The following is a 22,038-nucleotide window of genomic DNA, read 5'->3' on the forward strand; positions in this document are numbered from 1 at the left end:
ATCAATGAGTCCTTCCGCCACCGCCTGCTCACCCACAAGGATCGTTCCCACATCTTTTGTCAGTACCCCTGTCTCCATCATCAGTGTCTCGATCCTCTGAGACGTCATCCTGCTGTGTTCTGTAATAAAACCTACGATCCGGTCCTGGATCTTTTTAAAATAGTCATAAGTCTGGGGAACACCGATAATCATTCCGTTCATCCGGACCGGATGGATAAGCATGGTTCCGGTTTTAACAATAAAAGAATAATCTGTGGATACAGCCAGTGGAACGCCGATGGAATGACTGCCTCCAAGAACCAGGGACACTGTAGGCTTTGTCAGGGAAGCGATCATTTCCGCGATGGCAAGTCCCGCCTCAACATCACCGCCCACAGTATTGAGAAGCACCAAAATCCCGTCAATCTCCTCGCTGTCCTCAATGGCAGCCAGGGCGGGAAGCACATGCTCATACTTTGTCGTTTTTGTCTGAGGAGAGGATATCTCATGCCCCTCAATCTCACCGATAATGCTTAACAGGTGGATTTTATGTTTTTTATTATTCTGATCCAAAAGCACCTGCCCCTGCTTTTCAATGCGCTCATCCTTCGCTTTCTGCTCCTGAGCTTTTTCCTCCGGCCCGCTCTGATCCTGGTTTTGCCCGACGGGGTATTCATTTCCAGTAAACTCTCCCATAGATTTTTTCGTTTTCATATACACATTCCTCACTTTCTATACTGATACCACTATGCGTCAATTCGGCAGAAATATTCATAATCAAACCATAGAAAAATCAGAAGAATGTGCTATACTATATAGAAAGATGATGCCGGAGCAACGTATTCTCCGGAGCAACATAAAAGAAAGTATCCTCAAAGGAGAATCGGTTATGAAAGCAAAAAAAATCTTACAGCGGGCCGGTATGTTAGGTCTAAGTGTTACCGCGCTGATAAACGCGGTGTGTACTTATATTTTTTTCCAGGCTTTTGGCCGTAAAAAGGAACGTTCATTTCGCTTACATTCTAAAAAATCATCCTCTTTGCAGGAAAAGAAATACGACGCCAGGCTTTCCTCACGCAAAACCTGGCTTTCCCACCAGCCTTTCGAGGAAGTGTTTTTAAACGCCTATGACGGGCTTCGCCTTTATGGACGGCTTTACAGTCCCCAGGACCCCCAGGCAAGTGAGAAAGATTGCGCCCAGAGTTCATCTTCCCGGAAGTCATCAAAGGAACCTGCGACAATTTTGCTGTGTATCCACGGCTACCACTCCGATGGCATTAACGATTTTGCCATATTTACACCGTTTTATAAGAAAAAAAACCTGACTTTCTGCCTGGTAGATGACCGGGCCCACGGCCGCAGTGATGGCCACTATATCGGTTTTAGTTTCCACGACCGTTACGATTGTCTCACATGGGCGAACTATCTTGCCAATAGATTCGGCCCGGACTGCCGGATTTTCCTCCACGGTCTTTCCATGGGCGCCGCCACTGTGCTTTCATGCAGCAACTCGGATCATCTCCCCTCTCAGGTGAAAGGGATCATCTCCGACGCCGCCTTTTCCAGCGGCTGGGATCAAGTAGCCCACGTAATGAGAGTCCGGCTCCACATACCTGTATTTCCTATGCTTTTATTCTATGACAAAATATGCCGGGCCATTGGCGGATATAGCCTGAAATATATCCGTCCTGTGGATTGCGTCCGTCATTCCCGTGTTCCCATTCTCTTTATTCACGGGGACGCCGACAATTTTGTTCCAACATCCATGGCCTACAAATTGTACAACGCCTGCAGCGGCCCCAAACAGCTTCTTATCGTCCCTGGCGCCGCCCATATTATGTCTTATATCACTGATCCGAAAGCTTACCAGAGAGCTTTTACTTCCTTTATAAAAAAATGTATCCATAACTCTCCCCACAAGGGCATAGAGTCCGGCGCCAAATAACCGGGGTATAACCTCCCTCTTCATCTGGCCGGACTTTTGCTGCAGTTGCCCAGGTGAACATTCACAGTCTTTTGCGCACCGCAGGAAAAAAATCTGTTGTCCTTGCCATTCCCAGAAAGCTGCGCTATAATAGAAAAGGCAGGTCAGTTCCGGGAGGAGTGCGCCGCAAAAAGCGGGCGTATAGCCGGTGTCTAAGCTCACTTAAAGATTATTCTTAGAAACACGCGGCTGCTGAGCTGTCTTTTTATGTATTTGGAATTTTATAACGATTCATCTCTATTTCAAGCTTCCCATGCAGGAAAAGATGTGTAATCTATGCCATTACCAAAAGATCCATCTTATACGATCAAAGATATTTATAATCTACCTGACGGCCAGCGCTCAGAACTGATCGACGGCGTAATGTATGATATGGGCGCCGCCAAGTTATATGCATCAAAAATTAGTTTCGCAATTAACCAAAGTCATTGGAAACTATATCAATAATCATAATGGTTCTTGTGAGGTGCTTCCGGCGTCCGTGAATACTGCATCGCAGATCTTTTGAACTAAACAGGAAGCCGGCTCCTGGGGCAGCAGGGGCCGGCTTTTTACACTGTAAGATGTACTAACTGCTCTTTTTACTGTTTTTGAAAACGGCAGCGCAGTGTTTCGGCGATCTTTTCGTATATAGGGAGGGTAATTCCCGCCTTTTTCGCCATCTCAGGTACCGCATATACAAGTCCCTGAATCTCACTTGGTTTTTGATTCCACAGATCTCTCTGCATGGAAGCGCAGGCATCGGGAAGGAGACTGTCGATCAGGCCGAGATTGATCTGTACAATATCTTCCGGCAGGGAGATGTCCATCGCTCTGCCAAGAGCGGCGATCTCTTCTACAAGGGCTGAGAAAGTCTCTCTTTCCTTTCCCGGCGTTTGCACAGCGCCAATACGGACATCATAAAAGGCTCCGCAGGCCGCCATGGGAGATATCAAAGAAAACTTCTGCAGTCCATCTTTGGAAATGTTGTCTGACCAAATCCCTTCGATTCCACACTCCACCAAATCACCGGCGACTTTTCCTAATATTGGCCGTTCATCTTTCTTATCCCTGACTCCATAGACAACTCTGAAAATATCCCCTTTCTGCACAACACATCCGGGACTTTCAATTTCCGCAGCGATATAAATGCAGCCATCGGTCACTAGGGGGCCGGGCAGACGCTCAGACAGCAGCCGCCCGGTTCCGTAAACGTTGAGAATAGGGATAATGACCGTGTGTTCATCGGAAATCTTTTGTAAAAAAGGAACCAGCGCCTCCAGTGAATAAAATTTAACGCACACAAATATAATATCCGGTTTTTTCAGAATTCCCCGTTCCGCTTTCCTCAGATATTCTTCTTCATCAAAAACCATGACCGGGGTTATTGTAAAATTTCCCCTGCTTGTGGTTTTCATAGACAATCCGCCGTGCGCCATTGCTTCCTTATGTCTGCCTCTGGCAATAAAGTACACATCTTTGCCTCCATATGCCAGGAAGGCGCCAATACTTCCTCCGCATCCTCCGGCGCCGATGATCATGTACTGAAGATTTGCATCCTCTGATGTTGACTGTTTTATCATCAGTGTCCTTATCCCCTTCCTTGTTTACTTATTTTTTTGTGCTTCTCCCTACGCCAGGTCAAATCCCCCACTGCAAGCAACAGGGCAGCGAACTAGCAGCGCCCCAAGGGGCGGGGTATTTGCTCTTCGCTCTGCTACGGTCAGTGCTAAACATGTGCCACTGGCACACAGCGTCCGCTTGGCTCACTGCCTGCAGGAATAAAAATCTGTTTATTATATTCTTGCCGACTGATGCAGATATTTTTCCCGGGTAGCCAGCCCGCCCCGTATATGCCGCTCGGATTTGTTTACGTCCAGCACGATCCGCACCTGCCTGGCCAAAGATGGATTAATGGTATTTAATCGTTCGGTGACGTCCTTATGTACCGTTGACTTGCTGATCCCGAACTTTTTCGCAGTCTGACGCACTGTGGCATTATGGTCTATAATGTAATTGGCAATATCTACTGCCCGCTCTTCGATATACTCTTTCATTGAGCCGCCTCTGAGAACGTTTTTTACATCATATTAAATGCGCAGGACGATTATGACTTTTTATATTTCTTGAACTTTCCTCCCTATGACCGATATCTCTATCCGGTCCTTTTCCCTGATCATAAATCCGGCCATCCAGCGAACCATCTCAGGCGGCTGAAAATAAAGGGAGGAACAGGATGTGTGAACATCTGATTTCTTTTTCCCGGCGGAAACAAAAACGGATGTAGGGCCATCGGCGCCGCCGATCACAGCGGCAGATGCCGCCGAAGGAGACGCTCCATCCTGCCCCGCCGATCTTATCACCGGGCGGTCGCCATCCTCCATATCCCGGATGATCAGCTCCCCGCCATCCACCTCCGGTTCCACCATATAGGACAACATTTCGTAATATGTGGGATAATTTATGGCTGCCGGAACGGTACCAACCTCTTTATTGAAAGTCCTTTCATCTTCATCTTTGAGAATATTTTCATCCAGCTTTTTGATGTCCCTGCCCCGGATCGTCAGCGAATATACATGACCGGTAGTCGGATGGAGCAGCAAGATTACCTGGCCCTCCTGTGGATTTTCAATAGATGCTGTGGGAACAAACACCGGAGTACATTCCATGGACAGATGAAGAGTCTCTATTTCTTCCACCGGTCCAAACGCCCAGGAAAATGAATGCCGGCAGATGGTCCATCCCCACAGAGGGTCAAGACCATAGTGATCCAGAACCCTCTCTGCCTCCGCTTCTTTTGCCTCCATGCCCTGAAGGCACTGAGACGGTATCCATGATATGCCGCAGCCATGGTCATTTTTCAGCATCTTCCCATTAACAGTCACCTTTGGAAGTATATCTGTCCTCAGGGGATGCTCTCTTTCCATTTGTTCCTGCTCCTGCCGTGAATAAGAGTGTTCCTGTTCATGGATGAGATCCCACCGCTGAATATAATCGGTAATATCCTCCGGGTCCGCCCTTTTGCATAAATCCATGACCAGACCTTCCCGGCAAAGATAAACCGCAGGGATATACCAAAACTCTCCCTCCCAGGAAAAATTCTTTTTCACAGGAATCTCCCGGCCAGCATCCCCTTTTGCTTTCCAGAAGCTGCCGTCAAAAGTAACCTTCCAGAGATCCGGTTCCATGCCGTTTCTCCCTTTCTGATTTTTTAAAAACCTGCAAAGCTGTTCCCCAAAAATCCGGTGTCCGGCTTCCGTAAAATGCACGCCGTCAAAAGCCAAGACAATATTCCAGGCGCCTCCATCGACAAACATGACACCGGTCCGGCGGGCCAAAGTCTCATAATCTTTCCCCAGCTTTTGAGAGTTTCTTATGATTTCCGTGTCATCCACCCATGTTCCCGACTCCATTGGCGGCGGAGCGATCAGCAGTATTTTGTCATGGGGCAGATGGATACTCCCGATAAAACGCTCCATTTTTTCTGTCACCGCCTCATGGGACATCCCGCCTAAAAGATCGTTAGTCCCAAGCATAAGGATCACAAGATCTGTATCCTGTGGGAGGGCTGCTTCCCCCATGGGAATCCTCCGGCCATTGAGTCCCCGGTTTTCCACCTGCCATCCCGTTTTATCCGCCACAATATCCACCCAACGGTTTTTGGGCGTGTACCGGTCCCCCAGATAGGATCTGGGATCATAACCGTATGTATTAGAATCGCCGTAGCATATCACTTTCATTTATATTTTCAGTCTTTCCAGATAAAATTATGTTTAATAGATTCTCCACCGTCCACAATAATGCTTTGTCCGGTACAAAAAGTATTGATCACCGTGAGAAAATAGGCCCACTGGGCAATCTCCTCTGTGGAGGCCCATTTTTTCAGAGGCGTCTCCTCCATGATCTGAGCCCACAGTGTTTCATCATTGATCACGCACTCATTGAGAGGCGTGAGGACGCCGCCGGGGTCTAAACTGTTGCATGTAGCGCCAAATGGGGCGATCCGCATGGCCGTGTTTTTTGTATATGCCAGAACGCCGCCTTTGCTGGCACAGTACATAGGAAATTCCGAGCCTGTATGGGCGCTGGCTGATCCGATGTTTAAAATCGACCGTATCTGACCCTGAATCCCGTACTTTTCAGTAATATAGATCAGGGCTTTCAGGTTAATATCAATATCATCCTCATTTTGAGTCCCGGCATTGTTAATGAGAATCTGAACCCCATCAATATCCGGCAGATGATCGTGATCCCGGATATCCACCTGGTAATGGGTATAACTGCCGTGCTTAATGGACGCTTCCTGCCGGTCAATGCCAATGACCTGATGATCTTCATTGAGGAACTTTTCGGCGATCGCCTGGCCTATACCCTGGGAAGTCCCTGTAATAAGTACTTTCATTAATTATATTCCTCCTCCATATAGGTGAGATATTCCTGTCCCACATGGCGCTCTTTCCACTTTGTGACAACTTTGTAGCCCAAAGGTGAAAATACAATTTCCATGATCAGTTCCGCTGCCGCCCCGGTAATGGCACAGGTCACGCACTGAAGGATTGTCCAGTGAAAACCGTCCCAAAAAACAGGCGCAAAAATAACAAACACAATGACAGAAAAAATAAGATTGTCAATAAACTGTCCGATAAAAGTGGATATATAGGTCCGGACCGCAAAGGCCAGCCTTCCATCGGGATTTTTGTGAAAAGCCCTGCCAATGGTCCAGTTAAGAAAATTGTTGATGACCGCCGATACAAGAAAGGCCACGGTACTACCCAAAAGGATAAACCATGTGCCGCCAAGGATTCCATTGAGAGCGGTATAGTCGTCGGCATCGGATGGGATAATGCTGGCGATGTAAAAAATCAGGCAGGTCATAAGGTTGATAGCTGCCGCCAGAATGGCAATGGTGCTGGAAGCTTTAGGACCGAAATGTTTTGTGATCATATCCATACACATAAATGACAGCCATGATATGAGTATGCCGCCGTCCAGAGCGATCCAGGACGTCTGGACAAGGGTTTTGTTGGCAAGCAGATTCATACAGATAACGCTGACAACAAATAGGGAAACAACTGTTGCCGGAATACATCTGAGCAGAAGGGCTGTTTCTTCTTTTTCTTTTTTCAGCCATATTCTGAAAGTATTGACTGAAGATAATGATGGTGAATACAGGTTGTTCATAATTTTCCTCCAATTAGCAGTTTTTTCACCACCAGCAACTGCCTTTTAATGGAGTAATTTTATTTCATAGGAGCGCAGTTTCCTGCGAAGTCAAATGGACATGCAGGCATGTCCTTGGCTCGTTGTCCGCAAAAATAAAAAGGGCTCTGCAAAACGCAAAGCCGCTATCCTTTCACCATATATGAACAGCAGTCCTGGTTTTGTTTAACGACAGGATGGTACAAACGAACTGTCGGTATCTGAAAAATACTTTGCCATTATACAGCATAATTTTCATAACTGCAATACTTTTTCGCAATGATTATGATACAATAATAAATCATGATGCTGCTGAGGTCAAATTCAAAGCCAGTTTTTATCAATCTCTTCTTTTAAGTCACAGAACATTTGATAAAAATGCTTTTTTGATAAATTACTTTCCCTTCCCGCTGAATCGACGATTTTAGCTCCGGCTGCATATCCTGATCCAGATTTACAATATCACTTGTTTTTCTATAATCTCCCCTGGCCCGTGAACCAAACAGGAGAACCTTTTTCACACGATACTTTTGTGCCAATTCCCGAATTTCCCCCAAAACGTCAGGGCGGATTCCCGTTGTTTTTTCCAATGTTTCATCCGGCTGCTGTCCGTCATGGGCCTTCCACTGGCACTGTGCCAGCTCCATATTTGAAAACACTGCCGTAAATGATGAATTTTCCGGGGAACAGGCATAAATGCCAAACCGGATCTTTCCGCCGGTATGGCCGTGGCAGCCCAGTCTGAGTAGCCGCCGTTAGGCACAACGCTCCCCTGATGACTAAAGCTGTCATTTTCATATTCCACTGAAGCCTTCAGCCAGTTTTCACTGTCCACAAAGGGCAAAATGTGCCGGCATCCGGGTCCACTTAAATCTTGTTAAATCCATCATTGACACCTTCGCCCTTTTTTACTGTAAAAGCCACCAGCTTTTCTTCCATGCCCTCCATCTTCACATAGAGCCTCCCGGTTCCGGCAGCGCCCACAGTGCGGACATAGCATCCGCCCCAACCACCGCACAGGGATGTCTGGGCCGGACCGCACAGCTCAATGGGGCCCTCGGTTCTCAGGGAAATGCCATTCTGGCAGTAATTTAAAACATTGCCGCAGGTATCCCTGGCAGAAAAGTTCACAGTGGCCATATCCCATGCCGGACCGTCTACAAGAACTTTTGTATCCGAATGAATATCCAGGATCATTCCCTCAAACGGCAAGCGTTCACGGACAGCAATAACCTGTCCTCCTCTGACAGCCTCAAAACGCCATGTCCGGTGCTTTTCTCCCCAGCCGCCGATATATTTTCCAAATAGTTCCCTCATTTTCCCCTGGTCGATATGCTTCACTGCCAAAAGCCAGGCCATTTTCAGGCGGAGCTTTTTAGGCAGTCCGTCGGGGCCGTACTTAACCACACCGTAAAGACAGTCCTTGACCATACGGGCAGTTTTTTGATCATAGCCCTCTTTCCGCTCAAGAAGGCTTCCTACAGTATCTTCAATGATCACCGGTGGGTGCTTCATTCCGCCATAAGCGGGGCTCGGACCATAACTTCCAACATACTCATCGTTTTTATAGAGGCGGACAAAATCTCCGTTGGTAAAGACAATCACCTTTCCAAGCTGTCCCGCCGGATGGTCACCGATATCCATAGAGCTGGACACTTCAAGAACCGGCGTCTTATTCTGCTGGGAGGCGTAGACAGCCGCCGCAAGTTTAGGATTGCGGAACATATCCATAACGCCGTGGTAACACACCCGGTCGCCGCTGCCAAAATCCCGGTGAGTATTATAATCAAACATACACCATCCGAAACTTCCGGCAATGTCTCTGTTTTTTCCCACGTCGGCAAGAACCCTGGCGTGACGCAGGGCATGTTCTGTCCGGTGTTCCTCACAGTCATAATTTTTCGTGGGGAACATATGACCGCAATATTCCGTGATCATATACCCTTTGGACATGTCCGAAGTGACATTTTTCTTTGCCTCACATCCGGCATTGTGACCACTGTGGACAAAATCATTATATGTATAAACATCTTCCAGCAAGCGGCTGTTTTTAATACAGCGCACGCCACCGGTGGGCCTTGAGGGGTCAAGACTGCGGGCGATGGCGTTTGTCCTCTCGTAAAACTCATCATCGTCTGCGCTTTCATTTATGCGTACGCCCCACATAAAAATACTGGGGTGGTTGCGGTACTGGGTGACCATCTCCCGGACATTTTCCATCGCCTGATTTTTCCAAGCCTCATCCCCGATATGCTGCCAGCCGGGGATCTCAGTAAAAACAAGAAGGCCCAGTTCATCACACCGGTCAATAAAATCCTGGCTTTGCGGATAATGGCTTGTGCGAACCGCGTTGCATCCCAGCTTTCTCTTTAAAATATCCGCATCCAGGCGCTGACCTCTTGCCGGCACTCCATAGCCCATATAGGGCCAGCTCTGATGACGGTTCAGTCCCCGCAGTTTACACCGCTTACCATTTAAGAAAAATCCCTGATCGGTAAAGGCAACTGTACGAAATCCAAAGCGTACATTCAAAGAGTCCACCACCGCTCCATCTCTAACCATCTCAAGGGACAACGTATAGAGCCATGGCTGAGACAATGTCCATGGTTTAATGTTTTCCGGTTTCAGGACAATTTTATCCGCAAAGGGCCTCTCGCTGATCGCAGCCGCCTCTTTCTTTTCCCGGTCAAGGACGTGTCCCCGGATCACCGTGTTTTCCGTATGGACTCCCCTAATCTGGATTTCCATCATACCGTCCATTTCAGCCCGGACAAATACATCTTTAAAATGGCTGTTTTCCCGGACAAGAAGCCACACCTGCCGATACAGGCCGCCAAAGGTCAGATAGTCGATCTGGCCGCCAAAGGGCGGCACATTCAGACTCTCCCGGCTGTCCAGCCGAACGGCAACTGTGTTTTGGCCGCCAAAAACTACAGCGTCGGTAATATCCGCCTCAAAGGCGGTGTAACCGCAGCCGTGGCGGCAGATTTCCTGGCCGTTGCAGTAAACCGTCGCCTCATGAGCGGCCCCCTCGAAGAAAAGGGTAATATTTTTTCCTTCCCATTCCTTTTTAATATCTAAATGGCGCATATATGTGCTGACCATCTGATAATCGTCCTCATTACAGTAATTTCTTGGAAAAAGCTGTACTGAGTGAGGCAGACGGACTTTTTCAAAATTTTCCCACTGATCTCCGGGAAGGGTCATCAGTTCTGTATCAAAATAGCGGGTAAAAAACCAGTCGTCATTTAATGAATATTTCATGATCATCCCCTCTTTCCAGTAACCGGATAAGGCTGTCACACAAGAAATTTTATCCTCATGCGGCAGCCCATTTTTTATAATGATTTCTTTAATTCAATTCCGAAATCTTCCATTGCTTTAGCAAGTGTCTGAACATGAGCCTCCTCCATAGGCGTCAGCGGCAAACGCAGAGAACCTACTTCCTTGCCCATTAAATTCATGGCGGCTTTCACCGGGATCGGATTCACCTCGCTAAACAGCGCGTTAATGAGAGGGATGGCTCTCAACTGCATCTGGCAGCTCTTTGCCACATCCCCGTTCATGTAGCTCTCAACAATGTCATGGGTATACTGAGGAGCCACATTGGACAACACCGAAATCACTCCAATGCCTCCCAAGGACAGAAGAGGAACGATCTGATCATCATTGCCTGAATACAGATCCACACAGCCATCGGCCAGATGCATCAGCTTTGCAATCTGGGAAATATTTCCTGAGGCTTCCTTCACGGCTACAATATTGTCGCAGGTCTTTGCCAGTGTCACGATGGTTTCCGGGGCAATATTAACCCCTGTGCGGCTCTGGATATTATATAAGATCAGCGGCAGGTCTGTGTTTTTTGCAATCTCTGAATAGTGAGCGATCAGACCTTTCTGTGTAGCTTTATTGTAGTACGGGGAGACAAGCAGCGCCGCGTCAGCGCCGGCAGCCTGAGCTTCCTGTGTGAGATAAACTGCTGTCTTTGTATCATTGGAGCCGGTTCCGGCAATCACTGGAACTCTCTTTTTGGCAGCGGATACAGCCACACGGATACACTCTACATGTTCCGGCTCTGTCAGTGTGGAAGACTCTCCCGTTGTACCGCAGATAATAATGGCATCTGTTCCGTTTTCAATCTGCTCGTCAATAAGCTGTTCAAGCTTTTCATAATTCACACTTAAATCTTCATTCATAGGTGTAATAATCGCTACACCGGCGCCCTTAAAAATAGCCATATGCTTCCTCCTTGTTTATCGCAACTGTTTCCGGCAGTTTAAAATTGGAATGTAAAAAGAAGGGCCGGCAGCGTGCCGACCCTGGAAAGTTACATACTCTCATCCGCTATGGCGGATCACTTTCAATCTGTTAAGCAGCACTCCATCTTGCGATGACAGTCACCCAGCTATTCACTGTGTGCCCAGAAACGCCACCTCAGGCATGTACGTTTCTTCGGCATCGTACCCTTTCACGGAGGTTCATCTATGCCTGCCATATCCGCCCCGCTACTGATGCAAAATGCGCCTCTACTTATTCTTTTTATAAGCTATTTTTAGATTAGCATGTTTCTAAATGTATGTCAACGCCTTTTTGCCATTGTTACTCGGCGCACTCGATCTTGCTCACTGAAATCTCGTAGGCAGTGCGCTTCTCTACGGTGTCCGCGTCAATCTTTTTTTGATAAGTGCGGCTCTGTATCCGTCCCCACAGATGTATATGCTCTCCTACCTTAAATTTTCCGGCAAACCGGGCATTTCTGCCCCAGCAGATACATGGAAGATAATCCGACTTTCCATAGGGGCGGTTCACCGCCAGCAAAAGGTCTGCAATCTCTCTTCCCAAAGGCGTCATACGGTAAACAGGCTGTTTGCATATATAGCCATTGAGATAAACACTGTTTGGTTTTGTGCAGACCGCGTCCTCCTCAAGAACCTCAAACTCCCTTACAAATACAGACAGGATCAGCCGGTTATGCCCTTCCTCATGTTTATTATAGGACCGGAACTGCCCCCTTGCCTGTACAGTTTTGCCTATGTAGCACTGTGTCACATCTACCAGTCTCTCAGAAACCATGAGCGGTATCCGGTCCGCCATATTGCTGAGACGATTCACAACAATCTCCAGCATATAAAATCCTTCGCCAAATACCTCATGGCTGTAAGTAAATTCCGAGTCCACCACACCTGTCACGCTCACCTGATTATTTTCCAGCACCTTATCCGCCATTGCTTTTGTTCCCCTTTCTGATCTTGAAAAATTTTTTGTATTTCTGGCCTGGCATAAATACAACTAGGATACAGAATATATCTATTCGCCAGTCTTGCATTTTAGAACTGAAAGTATTTTTTCCTTTCGGATTCCCTTACTGTCTCAAGCACACTCTAACCTTAGCACAGAACGGCCAAATCAGAAATTATCAACCATCGACGGCTTTTTTCTCACTTCGCCATGATCAAAAAAAGTGCGGGGCGAATCTCTGCTGTCACTTTTCATTCATGTCCTTTTATGTCACAAGTTTGTGTAACACTCAGTCACACATAAAGGCAAAATTAATTTATAGCGGGCAAAAATCTGCTTTAGAAATGGTCAAAGAGGAAATAGTCTCCTCTCGCGGCTGAATAGTTATAAAAACACCTTGAAAAAATCATCCGATATGGTAAAATAAGAGGGTTGCGAGATAAAATGGAATTGGAAATACAAGTCTTGAATCTGAGACCGCCCCGAAAATTCCAGGGCAGCCGGTCTCAGACCTAAAAAGGAAGGATATATAAATGAAAATCAAACGGGAAGATATAAGAAATATAGCCATCATCGCCCACGTTGATCACGGAAAGACAACTCTGGTAGATGAACTCTTAAAACAGAGCGGCGTTTTTCGTTCCAACCAGGTTGTACAGGAACGTGTCATGGACTCCAACGATATTGAGCGGGAGCGGGGCATTACCATACTTTCTAAAAATACCGCTGTTTTCTATAAAGATGTAAAAATCAACATTATTGACACCCCCGGCCATGCGGATTTTGGCGGCGAAGTTGAGCGTGTCCTTAAAATGGTGGACGGTGTTATTCTTGTTGTTGACGCCTTTGAAGGGCCCATGCCCCAGACAAAATTTGTCTTAAAAAAGGCTTTGGAGTTAAATCTGTCAGTAATTGTCTGCATCAACAAAATTGACCGGCCGGAAGCCCGCCCCAATGAAGTAATCGACGAAGTCCTTGAGCTTCTTATTGATCTGGATGCCACCGACGAGCAGTTAGACTGCCCCTTTGTCTTTGCCTCCGCCAAATCCGGTGTAGCTGTCCTTGAAATGTCCGATGAAGCCAAAGACATGCAGCCTTTATTTGAAACCATCATCGAACACATTCCGGCACCGGAGGGTGATCCTGACGCAGATACACAGGTGTTAATCAGCACCATTGACTACAACGAATATGTGGGACGCATCGGCGTGGGCAAGGTGAGCAACGGCACCATCCGTGTCAACCAGGACGCCATTATCGTCAATCACCATGACCCGGACAAGTTTAAGAAAGTAAAAATCAGCAAGCTTTACGAGTTTGACGGGCTGAAAAAAGTGGAAGTCGAAGAAGCCACTGTAGGAGCCATCGTGGCCATCTCAGGTATTTCAGATATCCACATCGGCGATACCCTCTGTTCCGTGGATCATCCGGAGCCGATCCCTTTCCAGAAGATATCTGAACCTACTATTGCCATGCAGTTTATGGTCAACGACAGCCCTCTGGCCGGGCAGGAAGGCAAGTATATTACATCCCGCCACCTTCGGGACCGTCTTTTCAGAGAGTTAAATACAGACGTAAGTCTCCGTGTGGAGGAGACCGATAATACCGACTGCTTTAAAGTTTCCGGCCGCGGCGAACTTCACTTATCGGTACTCATCGAAAATATGCGCCGTGAAGGCTATGAATTTGCCGTCAGCAAAGCGGAGGTTCTGTACAAACATGACGAGAAGGGACATCTTTTGGAGCCTATGGAAATCGCCGTCATTGATGTCCCCGAAGATTTCACGGGAATTGTCATTGAAAAGCTCAGCTACCGCAAAGGAGAGCTTACCGGCATGAGCAAAGCCAGCGGCGGTTATGCCCGCCTGGAATTTAATATTCCGGCCCGTGGACTGATCGGTTACCGGGGCGAGTTTATGACCGATACAAAGGGAAACGGTATTTTAAATACCCTCTTTAACGGCTACGGACCTTACAAGGGAGATATCGCCTACCGCCAGACCGGATCTCTCATCGCCTATGAGACCGGCGAAACCATTACCTATGGCCTCTTTAACGCCCAGGAGCGGGGCATCCTTTTTGTCGGCCCCGGTGAAAAAGTTTATCAGGGCATGGTTGTGGGTGAAAATCCAAAAGGTGACGACATTGAGATCAACGTGTGCAAGCGCAAACAGCTCACTAACACCCGCGCCTCCGGTTCCGATGAGGCTCTGAAACTGACACCTCCTAAGATTTTAAGTCTTGAACAGGCGCTGGATTTTATTGAAAACGACGAACTTGTGGAAGTAACGCCAAAAAATATCCGCATTCGCAAAAAAATCCTTGACCCGAAAATGCGCATGCGTGCCAACCGCAAATAAAAAAGGTACTGGCGCATGAGATGATAAAATTTCTCATGCGCCAGCACCTTTTTTTATTCTTCTTCCACATGATACAGCGGCTCAAACACCCGCTTGGGCTCATCGTCCCCCTCATCGCCGACTGCCTCCTTGATGGCCTGCTGGCAGAAATAATCCTGGGCACAGATCAGAGTCTTGCCCCGCTTATCCACTTTCTCATAGGAGCCGTCAGGCTGGAGAATATGGGCCTTCACATTATCCGCAAGCTGCACTCTGAGGACGTCCATCACCCGTTTTTTGCATGCCTCATCCTCCACAGGGAAGGTGATCTCCGCCCGCTTGTCCAGATTTCTCGGCATCCAGTCCGCGCTGCCCATATAGACTTCCTCCCAGCCGTCATTGTAAAAATAGAAAATACGGGCATGTTCAAGGAAGTTTCCAACAATGGATCGGACTGTGATATTTTCGCTGACTCCGGGGATTCCCGCTTTCAGGCAGCAGATGCCTCTGACAATCAGCTCAATCTTTACCCCTGCGTTGGACGCCTCATAAAGTGCCAGAATGATCTCGGCATCGCACAGGGAATTGACCTTGGCGATAATATGCGCCGGCTTTCCTTCTTTGGCATTGGCGGTCTCCCGGCCGATCAGTTCAAGGAAACGCTTTCTCAACCACAGAGGGGCCACCAAAAGCTTATGCCAGTGGAGAGGCTCAGAATAGCCGGACAGCATATTAAACACTGCTGTGGCGTCCTCACCGATAGGGTCCTGGCATGTTAAAAGTCCAAGGTCTGTGTACTGTTTTGCCGTGGCGTCATTGTAGTTTCCTGTTCCCAGATGGACATAGCGGCGGATGCCATCCTCGTCCCGGCGAACCACCAGGGTGATCTTGCTGTGGGTCTTTAAGCCCACAAGGCCGTAAATCACGTGGCAACCGGCTTTTTCCAGCATTTTCGCCCAGATAATATTATTTTCCTCGTCAAAACGGGCCTTTAACTCCACCAGAACCGTCACCTGTTTCCCATTTTCGGCGGCTTCCGCCAGAGAAGCGATAATCGGTGAATTTCCGCTGACCCTGTAAAGGGTCTGCTTAATGGCCAGGACATTAGGGTCTTTGGACGCCTGACGGACAAAGTCCACCACCGGGTCAAACGTCTGGTAAGGGTGATGAAGGACAATATCCTGACGGCGGATCTGGGTAAAAATATCCTCCTCATGATTAAGCTGAGGCACCGGCTGAGGGATATATTTTTCATATTTTAAATGTTCAAAGCCTTCCAGGCCGCTAACTTTCATGAGAAAAGTCAGATCCAGGGGGCCGTTTACTTTATAAATATAATTTTCCTCGGCGGCAAATTCCTTTTTCAGTATGCGCAGCAGGCGCTTATCCATCCCGTCTTCCACTTCCAGGCGGATCACTTCACCCCACTGGCGCTTTTTAAGCTGCTTCTGTATCTCTTTAAGGAGATCGGCGGCCTCCTCCTCCTCAATGGTCAGATCCGCGTTGCGGATGATCCGGTAAGGGTGGGCGCACATAACTTTATAATTTAAAAACAGCTTGTCAATATTTTTCTCGATGATCTGCTCCAGCAAAATAATGGTGGTGTCCTCTTTATCCTCCGAAGGTATGCGGACGATCCGGGGCAACCCTCCTGGCACTTGAACTGTGGCAAAGTCATAGTTGGCCCGGTCCTTATCGTCGTGGCTGCAGATCAGGGCGCCGATATTTAATGTTTTATTGCGGATTAAAGGAAATGGCCTTGAGGAATCCACTGCCATAGGTGTCAGCACCGGATACACGTCCCTCATAAAGTAGTCGTCCACATATTTGGACTGCTCCTCGTTTAAATCCTCATAGCTGTCTATGATGACTAGATGGCTGGCCTTTAGGGCCGGCACAAAGGAGCGGTTGTATGTGCTGTACTGGACGCCGTACATTTCATGGGTCTTTTCGTAAATTTTTTCAAGCTGAACCTGAGGGGTCATGCCGGCAATATCTTTTTTATTATATTTGGCATGAACCATATCTTTTAAGGACGCCACCCGGATCATAAAAAACTCGTCCAGGTTAGAAGCGGTAATACTTAAAAATTTCAGCCGCTCAAACAGAGGAAGGCTCTTGTCCCTGGCTTCGCTTAACACACGGTAATTAAATTCCAGCCAGCTTAACTCCCGGTTCCAGAAGTTTTCAGGTTTATTTAACGTATCATTCATATCTCCATCCCCTCTCAATTATTGCGTTTCTGCCGCAACACCGGCACAAGTCCGAAAATTTCCTCAAAAGTCTGGCGGCGGGCATGAACCGTTCCCTGCTCAAGAGTCAGGTCATAAAGGGAATCCGCCGTGATCTTTAGTTCATTTCCCTTGACGCTGATGCGTATACCCTCAATCTTCTGCTTGTGACTGCGGTCCATACTATTGCACAGGCGAAGCATGGCCGCCATTTTGATCACCGCAATAAAATCTTCCTTGGTCATCTGAAGATCCTGCTGGTCATAATCAGGAATTTCCGGATAGGAGTTGTACAGGATAATATAAGCCACCATCTCTTTTTCCGTCTCTGACAGTCCGATAATCTCCGTCATCTGGATCAGTTGGAAAGAAGCCTTGATACTCTCTGACATACTGATATACTTGCCGCAGTCATGAAGAAGGGCAGCCAGGCGCAACAGGAGCCGGTGGCGCTGGTTCAGGCCGGAGATCTTTTTCATGCCGTCAAAAAGCTCCATGGCCAGCATTTCCACGTTACTGATATGATCCGTGCTGCTCTCATATTTTTCAGTCATATGGCGCATACAGCTTAAAATATCCCGCTCAAAATCATGGGACAGCACAAACTTTTCCACACGCTCACTGTAATCCACCGCCAGGCCGTCGCACATATCTGCTTGGGGTTCCCACAGCCGGTCCACGCTTGTGGCATCGGCCAGCCGCTTATAAATAATGCTGGATGGCACAATGACCGAGGCCAGCTCATAGGGAATCCCATATTTGTCAGCGATCTCCGATGGCGTGGATTTCAGCAGTTTTCCGTAAATTTTATTAAACTGCTCTCCTGTGAGAAATTCTTTATTTTTTGTCATATTCACATAATTAATGATGGATGAAAACTCCTCACCCACAACAATCATATGGCGGACTTTATGGTTTTTCAGCCGCAGCCTTCGGAACGTGCGCATATCATTGCCGATATAATCTTCCATGACATTGACAAAGCTTGTGGTCTTATCTTCCATCTCTGAGAGGATTTCCCGGATACGCACTGATCCCAGCTTAATATTCTGGGTGGAAGTCAGAACGCCGTCCTCAAAACAGGACACCTGAAGACTTCCCGATCCAAGATCCACAATGGCGGCCCCTTCCTTGATAAGCTGCTCAAAATTCTGCATTTTATAGGCCACCGATTTAAAAATGTAAAAACGCTGCTGGGCATTGCTAATGATCTTTACGGTAAGCCCTGTTTTAATGCGTATCTGATCCACGATCAGATCTCTGTTTTTCGCCTCCCGGAGTGCGCTTCCCCCCACCGCTGTATAGCCGTCTACCTGATACTCTTCCATCTTAAAACGGAACCTTTTTAAAACCTCACAAAGCTCATTGACCTTTTCAAAGCCGATGATCCCTTTGGAATAAGTGTCCACCCCAAGGCTGAGTGTGGATCGGACATGATCCAGCTCACGAAATCCCAGCTTTTTGGAAATCTCATATACTTTCATGGAAAGCTGGCTGGAGCCCACCTCAATGGCAGCAAATGTTTTTATGGCCATTCATTTCACCCCTTATCTGTGTTGTCTGTAGTTAATGCCTGCATCCCCGCCAGATGATTAATAAACTGCTGGGCGGTACGTCCTGACAGACCGCCGTGGCGCATCTCCCACACCACCGCTTCTTTGCCGATCTCTTCCTCATCCATAACAATGCCATAGCGCTTTGCCAGAGCTTTGGCGATAACTACATACTCCTTCTGGCTGGGCGCCCCGTAATAAATGGTCTCCCCGAAGCGGGTGGCCAGTGAAAGCTTCTCCTGCATAGAATCCCCGCCGTGGACATCGTCGCTGTTTTGACGGCGCTCTCCCCATGTCTCACGGATGAGATGGCGGCGATTGGATGTGGCATAGATCAGCACGTTATCCGGCTTTGTCTCAAGTCCGCCCTCGATGACAGCTTTCAGATATTTATATTCAATCTCAAACTCTTCAAAGGACAGATCATCCATGTAGAGGATATACCTGTAATTCCGGTTTTTGATCTGGGCAATCACATTGGGGATATCCTGGAACTGGTGCTTATAGATCTCCACCATGCGCAGCCCGTCTTTATAATATTCATTGAGAATGGCTTTAATGCTTGTAGATTTTCCGGTACCGCTGTCGCCAAAAAGCAGCACATTGTTGGCCCGCTCACCACGGACAAAAGCCTCAGTGTTGTCCACCAGCTTCTTTTTTTGAGTCTCATACCCGATAAGATCGCAAAGGCGGATTTTTTCTGTGCGGGTGATCGGCACTACGATGGCCTCCTCCCCCTTCTTTTCCACCTTAAAGGCCCGGTGAAGGCCATACTTGCCCACGCCGTAATCTTTATAAAAATCCGTCAGCACTTTATACATAGCTACGGCGTCCTCTGCCTGGGACAAAAGCAGGTTCAGCTCCTCGATCCTATCCCGCAAAGCGTGACTGTAGATCACCCCTTTATTCTGGCTGCTTTCATAATTGCTGATCAGACTGAGAAAATGGATGCCAAGGAGCTTCTCCACAGCTCTCCAGTCCATATGATAGGCCTCATAGAAGATCTGAAGATCATGGAGGGCAAAATCGTTTAGACTGCCCTCAATGGCTCCCACCTTCTCGCAGGACATGGAAAAGGCGTTTTCGTTAGTGATAAGAAGCCACGTCAGATAACCTTGCCACAGATTGCCGTTAAATCCGTGATCTCGGGCAATGGTGATCAGCTCGCTAATGCATCTGTAAATATCATCCACAGCTTTATTCCGATCCAGATCGGTCGCGTCAAAAGTATTGGCCACATGGGCCATGGTATGAAATACGGGTTCGTCAAAATTTCTGTATAAGATAAGTTCGTTATTTTTAATGCGCACGTATAAAACCTTCTATCTTCTTTTTTGTATAGTAACAATCATTCCACATGGATATAATTGCCGAGAATGCGGAAATTATCTGTCTCTGAAGCGATACCGGTCAGAGCGTTGCGTACCTGGCGCTGAGACAGGCAGCCGTCAAAATCCACAAAGAAGCGGTACTGCCATTTTTTTCCGGGAATAGGGCGGGATTCAATACGGTTCATATTCAGGCCGTTAAAAATAAAATGGGACAAGATATTGTACAAAGTACCGCTGGCGTGGGGCAGCTCAAAGCAAATACTGATCTGGTTGGCCTCTTTTAAGTATTCCCTACGGTTCTGGATAATAATAAAACGGGTGGAATTATTATTAAGATCATTGATCTTTGAGGCAAGGACTTCCAGCCCATAAAATCCGGCAGCCATCTCGCTGGCAACGGCGGCCTGGGTTTTATCTTTCTCATCTCTAACTTTTTTCGCAGCCGCCGCCGTATTGTTCAGGCTGATCTGCTGCCAGTTCTTCCCTGAAAGAAAGCTCCGGCACTGTAAAAGGCCCTGAGGATGAGAATACACGGTCTTAATATCCTCCATGGAGGCCCCTGGACAGGCAAGGAGGGCGTGGGACACCCGCACCACATATTCTCCTACGATATAATTGTCATAGACGCCCATGAGATCATAGACATCGGTAATAATCCCTGTAGAAGAATTTTCAATAGGCAACACACCATACCGGGCATCCCCATGTTTAATGGCGTCCATACATTCCCGGAATGTAGCTACATTAAAGCAATCCACTTCCGGGCCAAAATACCCAAGCATGGCCTGATGTCCATAAGCGCCCGGAACGCCGCTGTAAACCACCTTTGTCCCTTTATCAAAGGGCATCCGCAAAAACGGCACATCTTCAGCAGCCGCGCCTTCCCGCGCCTTCACCGCCATTCCTGAAACCGGCATGAATCCGCTATATTCGCTGCTCTGTCCGGAAATAAGCATATACTGGCGCATACGGCTGATGGTCATAAGCTGGTTAAACAAAGCCTCAACCCCCTGGGCGTTAAATTCCGAATGGGCCAGTTCACGGACTTTGCCGATCTTTTCCCGCTCTCTGTCAGAGTCTAAAACGTCCTTGCCGATTTTCTCTTTGTAGGCTGCCACAGATTCCGACACAGCCATGCGTTTTTCAAACAGCTCCACAATCTGAGCGTCAATGGCGTCAATGTCATTGCGAAGCTTTAGTAATTCATCCATGATAAATCTCCTTCAGTAAATATCTTAGTCTTTCCTTTTGCATAGCGGGCAAAAACGCCGCGTCAATGGCGTATCCGTTCATCTTTTCAAAATCTGCCGGGCCCCATCCAAAAGTATCTTCCAGAAGCTTATATTCTTTCTGAAGGGTTGTGTCACAGACAACCATATCGTCTGTTCCAACAGTAACCCGGACGCCGGCGTCATAATATTTTTTAATAGGGTGGTCATGGATATCCGCCACCACACCGGTCTGGAGGTTGCTTGTGGGACAGATCTCCAGGGCAATATGCCGCTCCTTAATCAGCTCCACAAGATCCGGGTCCTCAATGGCGTGAATGCCATGGCCGATGCGCAGCGCCCCGTTTTTAATGGCAAGACGGATGCTGTCAGGTCCGGCCTGCTCCCCGGCGTGGACGCAGAAGGGAATACCTTCCTGGTTAAGAACCTGGAACTGATCCACATACATATCTGTGGGGTATCTGGCTTCGTCGCCTACAAGATCCATGCCCGCAACACCTTTTCGCAAATACTGTATAGCCTCCACGATAGTGGCAAAATTATCCTTTTCGTCCGCCCCACGGACGGTACACAGGATAAGATTGGCCCGGATACGCTTCCCATCCTCAATGCCCCGGTTCATTCCCGCCAGGGCCGCCTCCACCACCTGGGACTGGCGCAGCCCCCGAAGGGTGTGGTACTGAGGAATCATCCTTATCTCGGCGTAAAGCACGCCCTGATCGTCCAGATCCCGGACAAGCTCGTATACCGCCCGGCGGATCGCCTTCTTTTCCTGAAGGACAGTAAAGGCCAGGTCAAATCGTTTCAGATATTCTGACAGATCAGTGATCTGATTTGGTACTCTTAAATAACGGGAGAGGGCCTCTACATCATGGGTAGGCATGTACGCTCCCTGCTCCCGGGCCAATTCCAGCAATGTCTGCGGCCGGACAGAACCTTCCAGATGAATGTGCAGTTCGATCATTCTTTAGTCCCC

17 protein-coding genes, 1 pseudogene and 1 riboswitch are annotated in these 22,038 nt (G+C 47.9%); of the genes and pseudogenes, 2 read left to right on the forward strand and 16 right to left on the reverse strand.

Annotated elements, in window-relative coordinates; translation table 11 throughout:
* A partial coding sequence (locus HNP82_RS07460; RefSeq protein ID WP_183772957.1) for a ClpP family protease occupies nt 1–693 on the reverse strand: 693 nt, incomplete at its 3' end.
* Nucleotides 694–868: 175 nt separating this feature from the next.
* Here HNP82_RS07460 and HNP82_RS07465 point away from each other — a divergent pair.
* Complete coding sequence (locus tag HNP82_RS07465) at nt 869–1,924, forward strand: alpha/beta hydrolase (RefSeq protein WP_183772958.1); 1,056 nt, start codon at nt 869–871, stop codon at nt 1,922–1,924.
* A 620-nt stretch (nt 1,925–2,544) separates the two neighbouring features.
* On the opposite strand, the gene HNP82_RS07470 is transcribed toward HNP82_RS07465, so the two are convergent.
* From HNP82_RS07470 to HNP82_RS07510, 10 genes and pseudogenes are all read right to left on the reverse strand, one after another.
* Complete coding sequence (locus tag HNP82_RS07470) at nt 2,545–3,525, reverse strand: ketopantoate reductase family protein (RefSeq protein ID WP_183772960.1); 981 nt, start codon at nt 3,523–3,525, stop codon at nt 2,545–2,547.
* 213 nt (nt 3,526–3,738) lie between these two features.
* Nucleotides 3,739–3,999: a sporulation transcriptional regulator SpoIIID gene (gene spoIIID, locus HNP82_RS07475; protein WP_183772961.1), complete on the reverse strand. Its 261-nt coding sequence runs from the start codon at nt 3,997–3,999 to the stop codon at nt 3,739–3,741.
* Nucleotides 4,000–4,059: 60 nt separating this feature from the next.
* Nucleotides 4,060–5,682 (reverse strand): GDSL-type esterase/lipase family protein, encoded by a 1,623-nt coding sequence (locus HNP82_RS07480; RefSeq protein ID WP_183772962.1) that lies wholly within the window; start codon nt 5,680–5,682, stop codon nt 4,060–4,062.
* Nucleotides 5,683–5,690: 8 nt separating this feature from the next.
* A complete protein-coding gene (locus HNP82_RS07485; RefSeq protein WP_183772963.1) occupies nt 5,691–6,344 on the reverse strand; it encodes an SDR family NAD(P)-dependent oxidoreductase in 654 nt (217 codons plus the stop codon).
* Nucleotides 6,344–7,123: a VUT family protein gene (locus tag HNP82_RS07490; RefSeq protein ID WP_183772964.1), complete on the reverse strand. Its 780-nt coding sequence runs from the start codon at nt 7,121–7,123 to the stop codon at nt 6,344–6,346. The genes HNP82_RS07485 and HNP82_RS07490 overlap by 1 nt, the downstream gene beginning before the upstream one ends.
* Nucleotides 7,124–7,494: 371 nt before the next feature.
* Nucleotides 7,495–7,731 carry a nucleotidyltransferase family protein gene (locus tag HNP82_RS07495; protein ID WP_243164699.1) on the reverse strand — a complete coding sequence of 79 codons (237 nt, stop codon included), beginning with the start codon at nt 7,729–7,731 and terminating at the stop codon, nt 7,495–7,497.
* A gap of 3 nt (nt 7,732–7,734) precedes the next feature.
* Nucleotides 7,735–7,988 (reverse strand): annotated as a pseudogene (locus tag HNP82_RS18610) (DUF1349 domain-containing protein); the annotation flags it as partial.
* A 20-nt stretch (nt 7,989–8,008) separates the two neighbouring features.
* Entirely contained in the window at nt 8,009–10,444 is a 2,436-nt protein-coding gene (locus HNP82_RS07500; protein ID WP_330599487.1) for a glycoside hydrolase family 2 protein, read from the reverse strand.
* A 35-nt stretch (nt 10,445–10,479) separates the two neighbouring features.
* Nucleotides 10,480–11,379: a 4-hydroxy-tetrahydrodipicolinate synthase gene (gene dapA, locus HNP82_RS07505; protein ID WP_183772966.1), complete on the reverse strand. Its 900-nt coding sequence runs from the start codon at nt 11,377–11,379 to the stop codon at nt 10,480–10,482.
* 127 nt (nt 11,380–11,506) lie between these two features.
* Nucleotides 11,507–11,678: riboswitch (Lysine riboswitch) on the reverse strand.
* Between the two features lie 62 nt (nt 11,679–11,740).
* Nucleotides 11,741–12,367, reverse strand: a complete 627-nt coding sequence (locus HNP82_RS07510; RefSeq protein WP_183772967.1) for a single-stranded DNA-binding protein — start codon at nt 12,365–12,367, stop codon at nt 11,741–11,743.
* A gap of 545 nt (nt 12,368–12,912) precedes the next feature.
* Here HNP82_RS07510 and typA point away from each other — a divergent pair.
* Nucleotides 12,913–14,739: a translational GTPase TypA gene (typA, locus tag HNP82_RS07515; protein WP_183772968.1), complete on the forward strand. Its 1,827-nt coding sequence runs from the start codon at nt 12,913–12,915 to the stop codon at nt 14,737–14,739.
* 53 nt (nt 14,740–14,792) lie between these two features.
* On the opposite strand, the gene HNP82_RS07520 is transcribed toward typA, so the two are convergent.
* From HNP82_RS07520 to add, 5 genes are read right to left on the reverse strand one after another with little or no spacing between them, the layout of a single operon-like run.
* Entirely contained in the window at nt 14,793–16,931 is a 2,139-nt protein-coding gene (locus tag HNP82_RS07520; protein WP_183772969.1) for an RNA degradosome polyphosphate kinase, read from the reverse strand.
* 14 nt (nt 16,932–16,945) lie between these two features.
* Complete coding sequence (locus HNP82_RS07525; RefSeq protein ID WP_183772970.1) at nt 16,946–18,484, reverse strand: Ppx/GppA phosphatase family protein; 1,539 nt, start codon at nt 18,482–18,484, stop codon at nt 16,946–16,948.
* 5 nt (nt 18,485–18,489) lie between these two features.
* Nucleotides 18,490–19,812, reverse strand: coding sequence for an ATP-binding protein (locus HNP82_RS07530; protein WP_330599488.1), 1,323 nt, complete (start codon nt 19,810–19,812; stop codon nt 18,490–18,492).
* A gap of 38 nt (nt 19,813–19,850) precedes the next feature.
* Nucleotides 19,851–21,044, reverse strand: a complete 1,194-nt coding sequence (locus tag HNP82_RS07535; RefSeq protein ID WP_183772972.1) for a bifunctional chorismate mutase/prephenate dehydratase — start codon at nt 21,042–21,044, stop codon at nt 19,851–19,853.
* Entirely contained in the window at nt 21,037–22,026 is a 990-nt protein-coding gene (gene add / locus HNP82_RS07540; RefSeq protein WP_183772973.1) for an adenosine deaminase, read from the reverse strand. The genes HNP82_RS07535 and add overlap by 8 nt, the downstream gene beginning before the upstream one ends.
* Between the last annotated feature and the right edge of the window lie 12 nt (nt 22,027–22,038).

Source organism: Catenibacillus scindens (genome assembly GCF_014202115.1).
Classification (GTDB): domain Bacteria; phylum Bacillota; class Clostridia; order Lachnospirales; family Lachnospiraceae; genus Catenibacillus; species Catenibacillus scindens.

Coding starts and splice junctions, on each gene's coding strand:
- HNP82_RS07510 (WP_183772967.1), bottom strand. CDS start 12,367: ATGGCGGATAAGGTGCTGGAAAATAATCAGGTGAGCGTGACAGGTGTG.
- HNP82_RS07520 (WP_183772969.1), bottom strand. CDS start 16,931: ATGAATGATACGTTAAATAAACCTGAAAACTTCTGGAACCGGGAGTTA.
- HNP82_RS07465 (WP_183772958.1), top strand. CDS start 869: ATGAAAGCAAAAAAAATCTTACAGCGGGCCGGTATGTTAGGTCTAAGT.
- HNP82_RS07535 (WP_183772972.1), bottom strand. CDS start 21,044: ATGGATGAATTACTAAAGCTTCGCAATGACATTGACGCCATTGACGCT.
- HNP82_RS07490 (WP_183772964.1), bottom strand. CDS start 7,123: ATGAACAACCTGTATTCACCATCATTATCTTCAGTCAATACTTTCAGA.
- spoIIID (WP_183772961.1), bottom strand. CDS start 3,999: ATGAAAGAGTATATCGAAGAGCGGGCAGTAGATATTGCCAATTACATT.
- HNP82_RS07480 (WP_183772962.1), bottom strand. CDS start 5,682: ATGAAAGTGATATGCTACGGCGATTCTAATACATACGGTTATGATCCC.
- add (WP_183772973.1), bottom strand. CDS start 22,026: ATGATCGAACTGCACATTCATCTGGAAGGTTCTGTCCGGCCGCAGACA.
- HNP82_RS07525 (WP_183772970.1), bottom strand. CDS start 18,484: ATGGCCATAAAAACATTTGCTGCCATTGAGGTGGGCTCCAGCCAGCTT.
- HNP82_RS07470 (WP_183772960.1), bottom strand. CDS start 3,525: ATGATAAAACAGTCAACATCAGAGGATGCAAATCTTCAGTACATGATC.
- HNP82_RS07485 (WP_183772963.1), bottom strand. CDS start 6,344: ATGAAAGTACTTATTACAGGGACTTCCCAGGGTATAGGCCAGGCGATC.
- dapA (WP_183772966.1), bottom strand. CDS start 11,379: ATGGCTATTTTTAAGGGCGCCGGTGTAGCGATTATTACACCTATGAAT.
- typA (WP_183772968.1), top strand. CDS start 12,913: ATGAAAATCAAACGGGAAGATATAAGAAATATAGCCATCATCGCCCAC.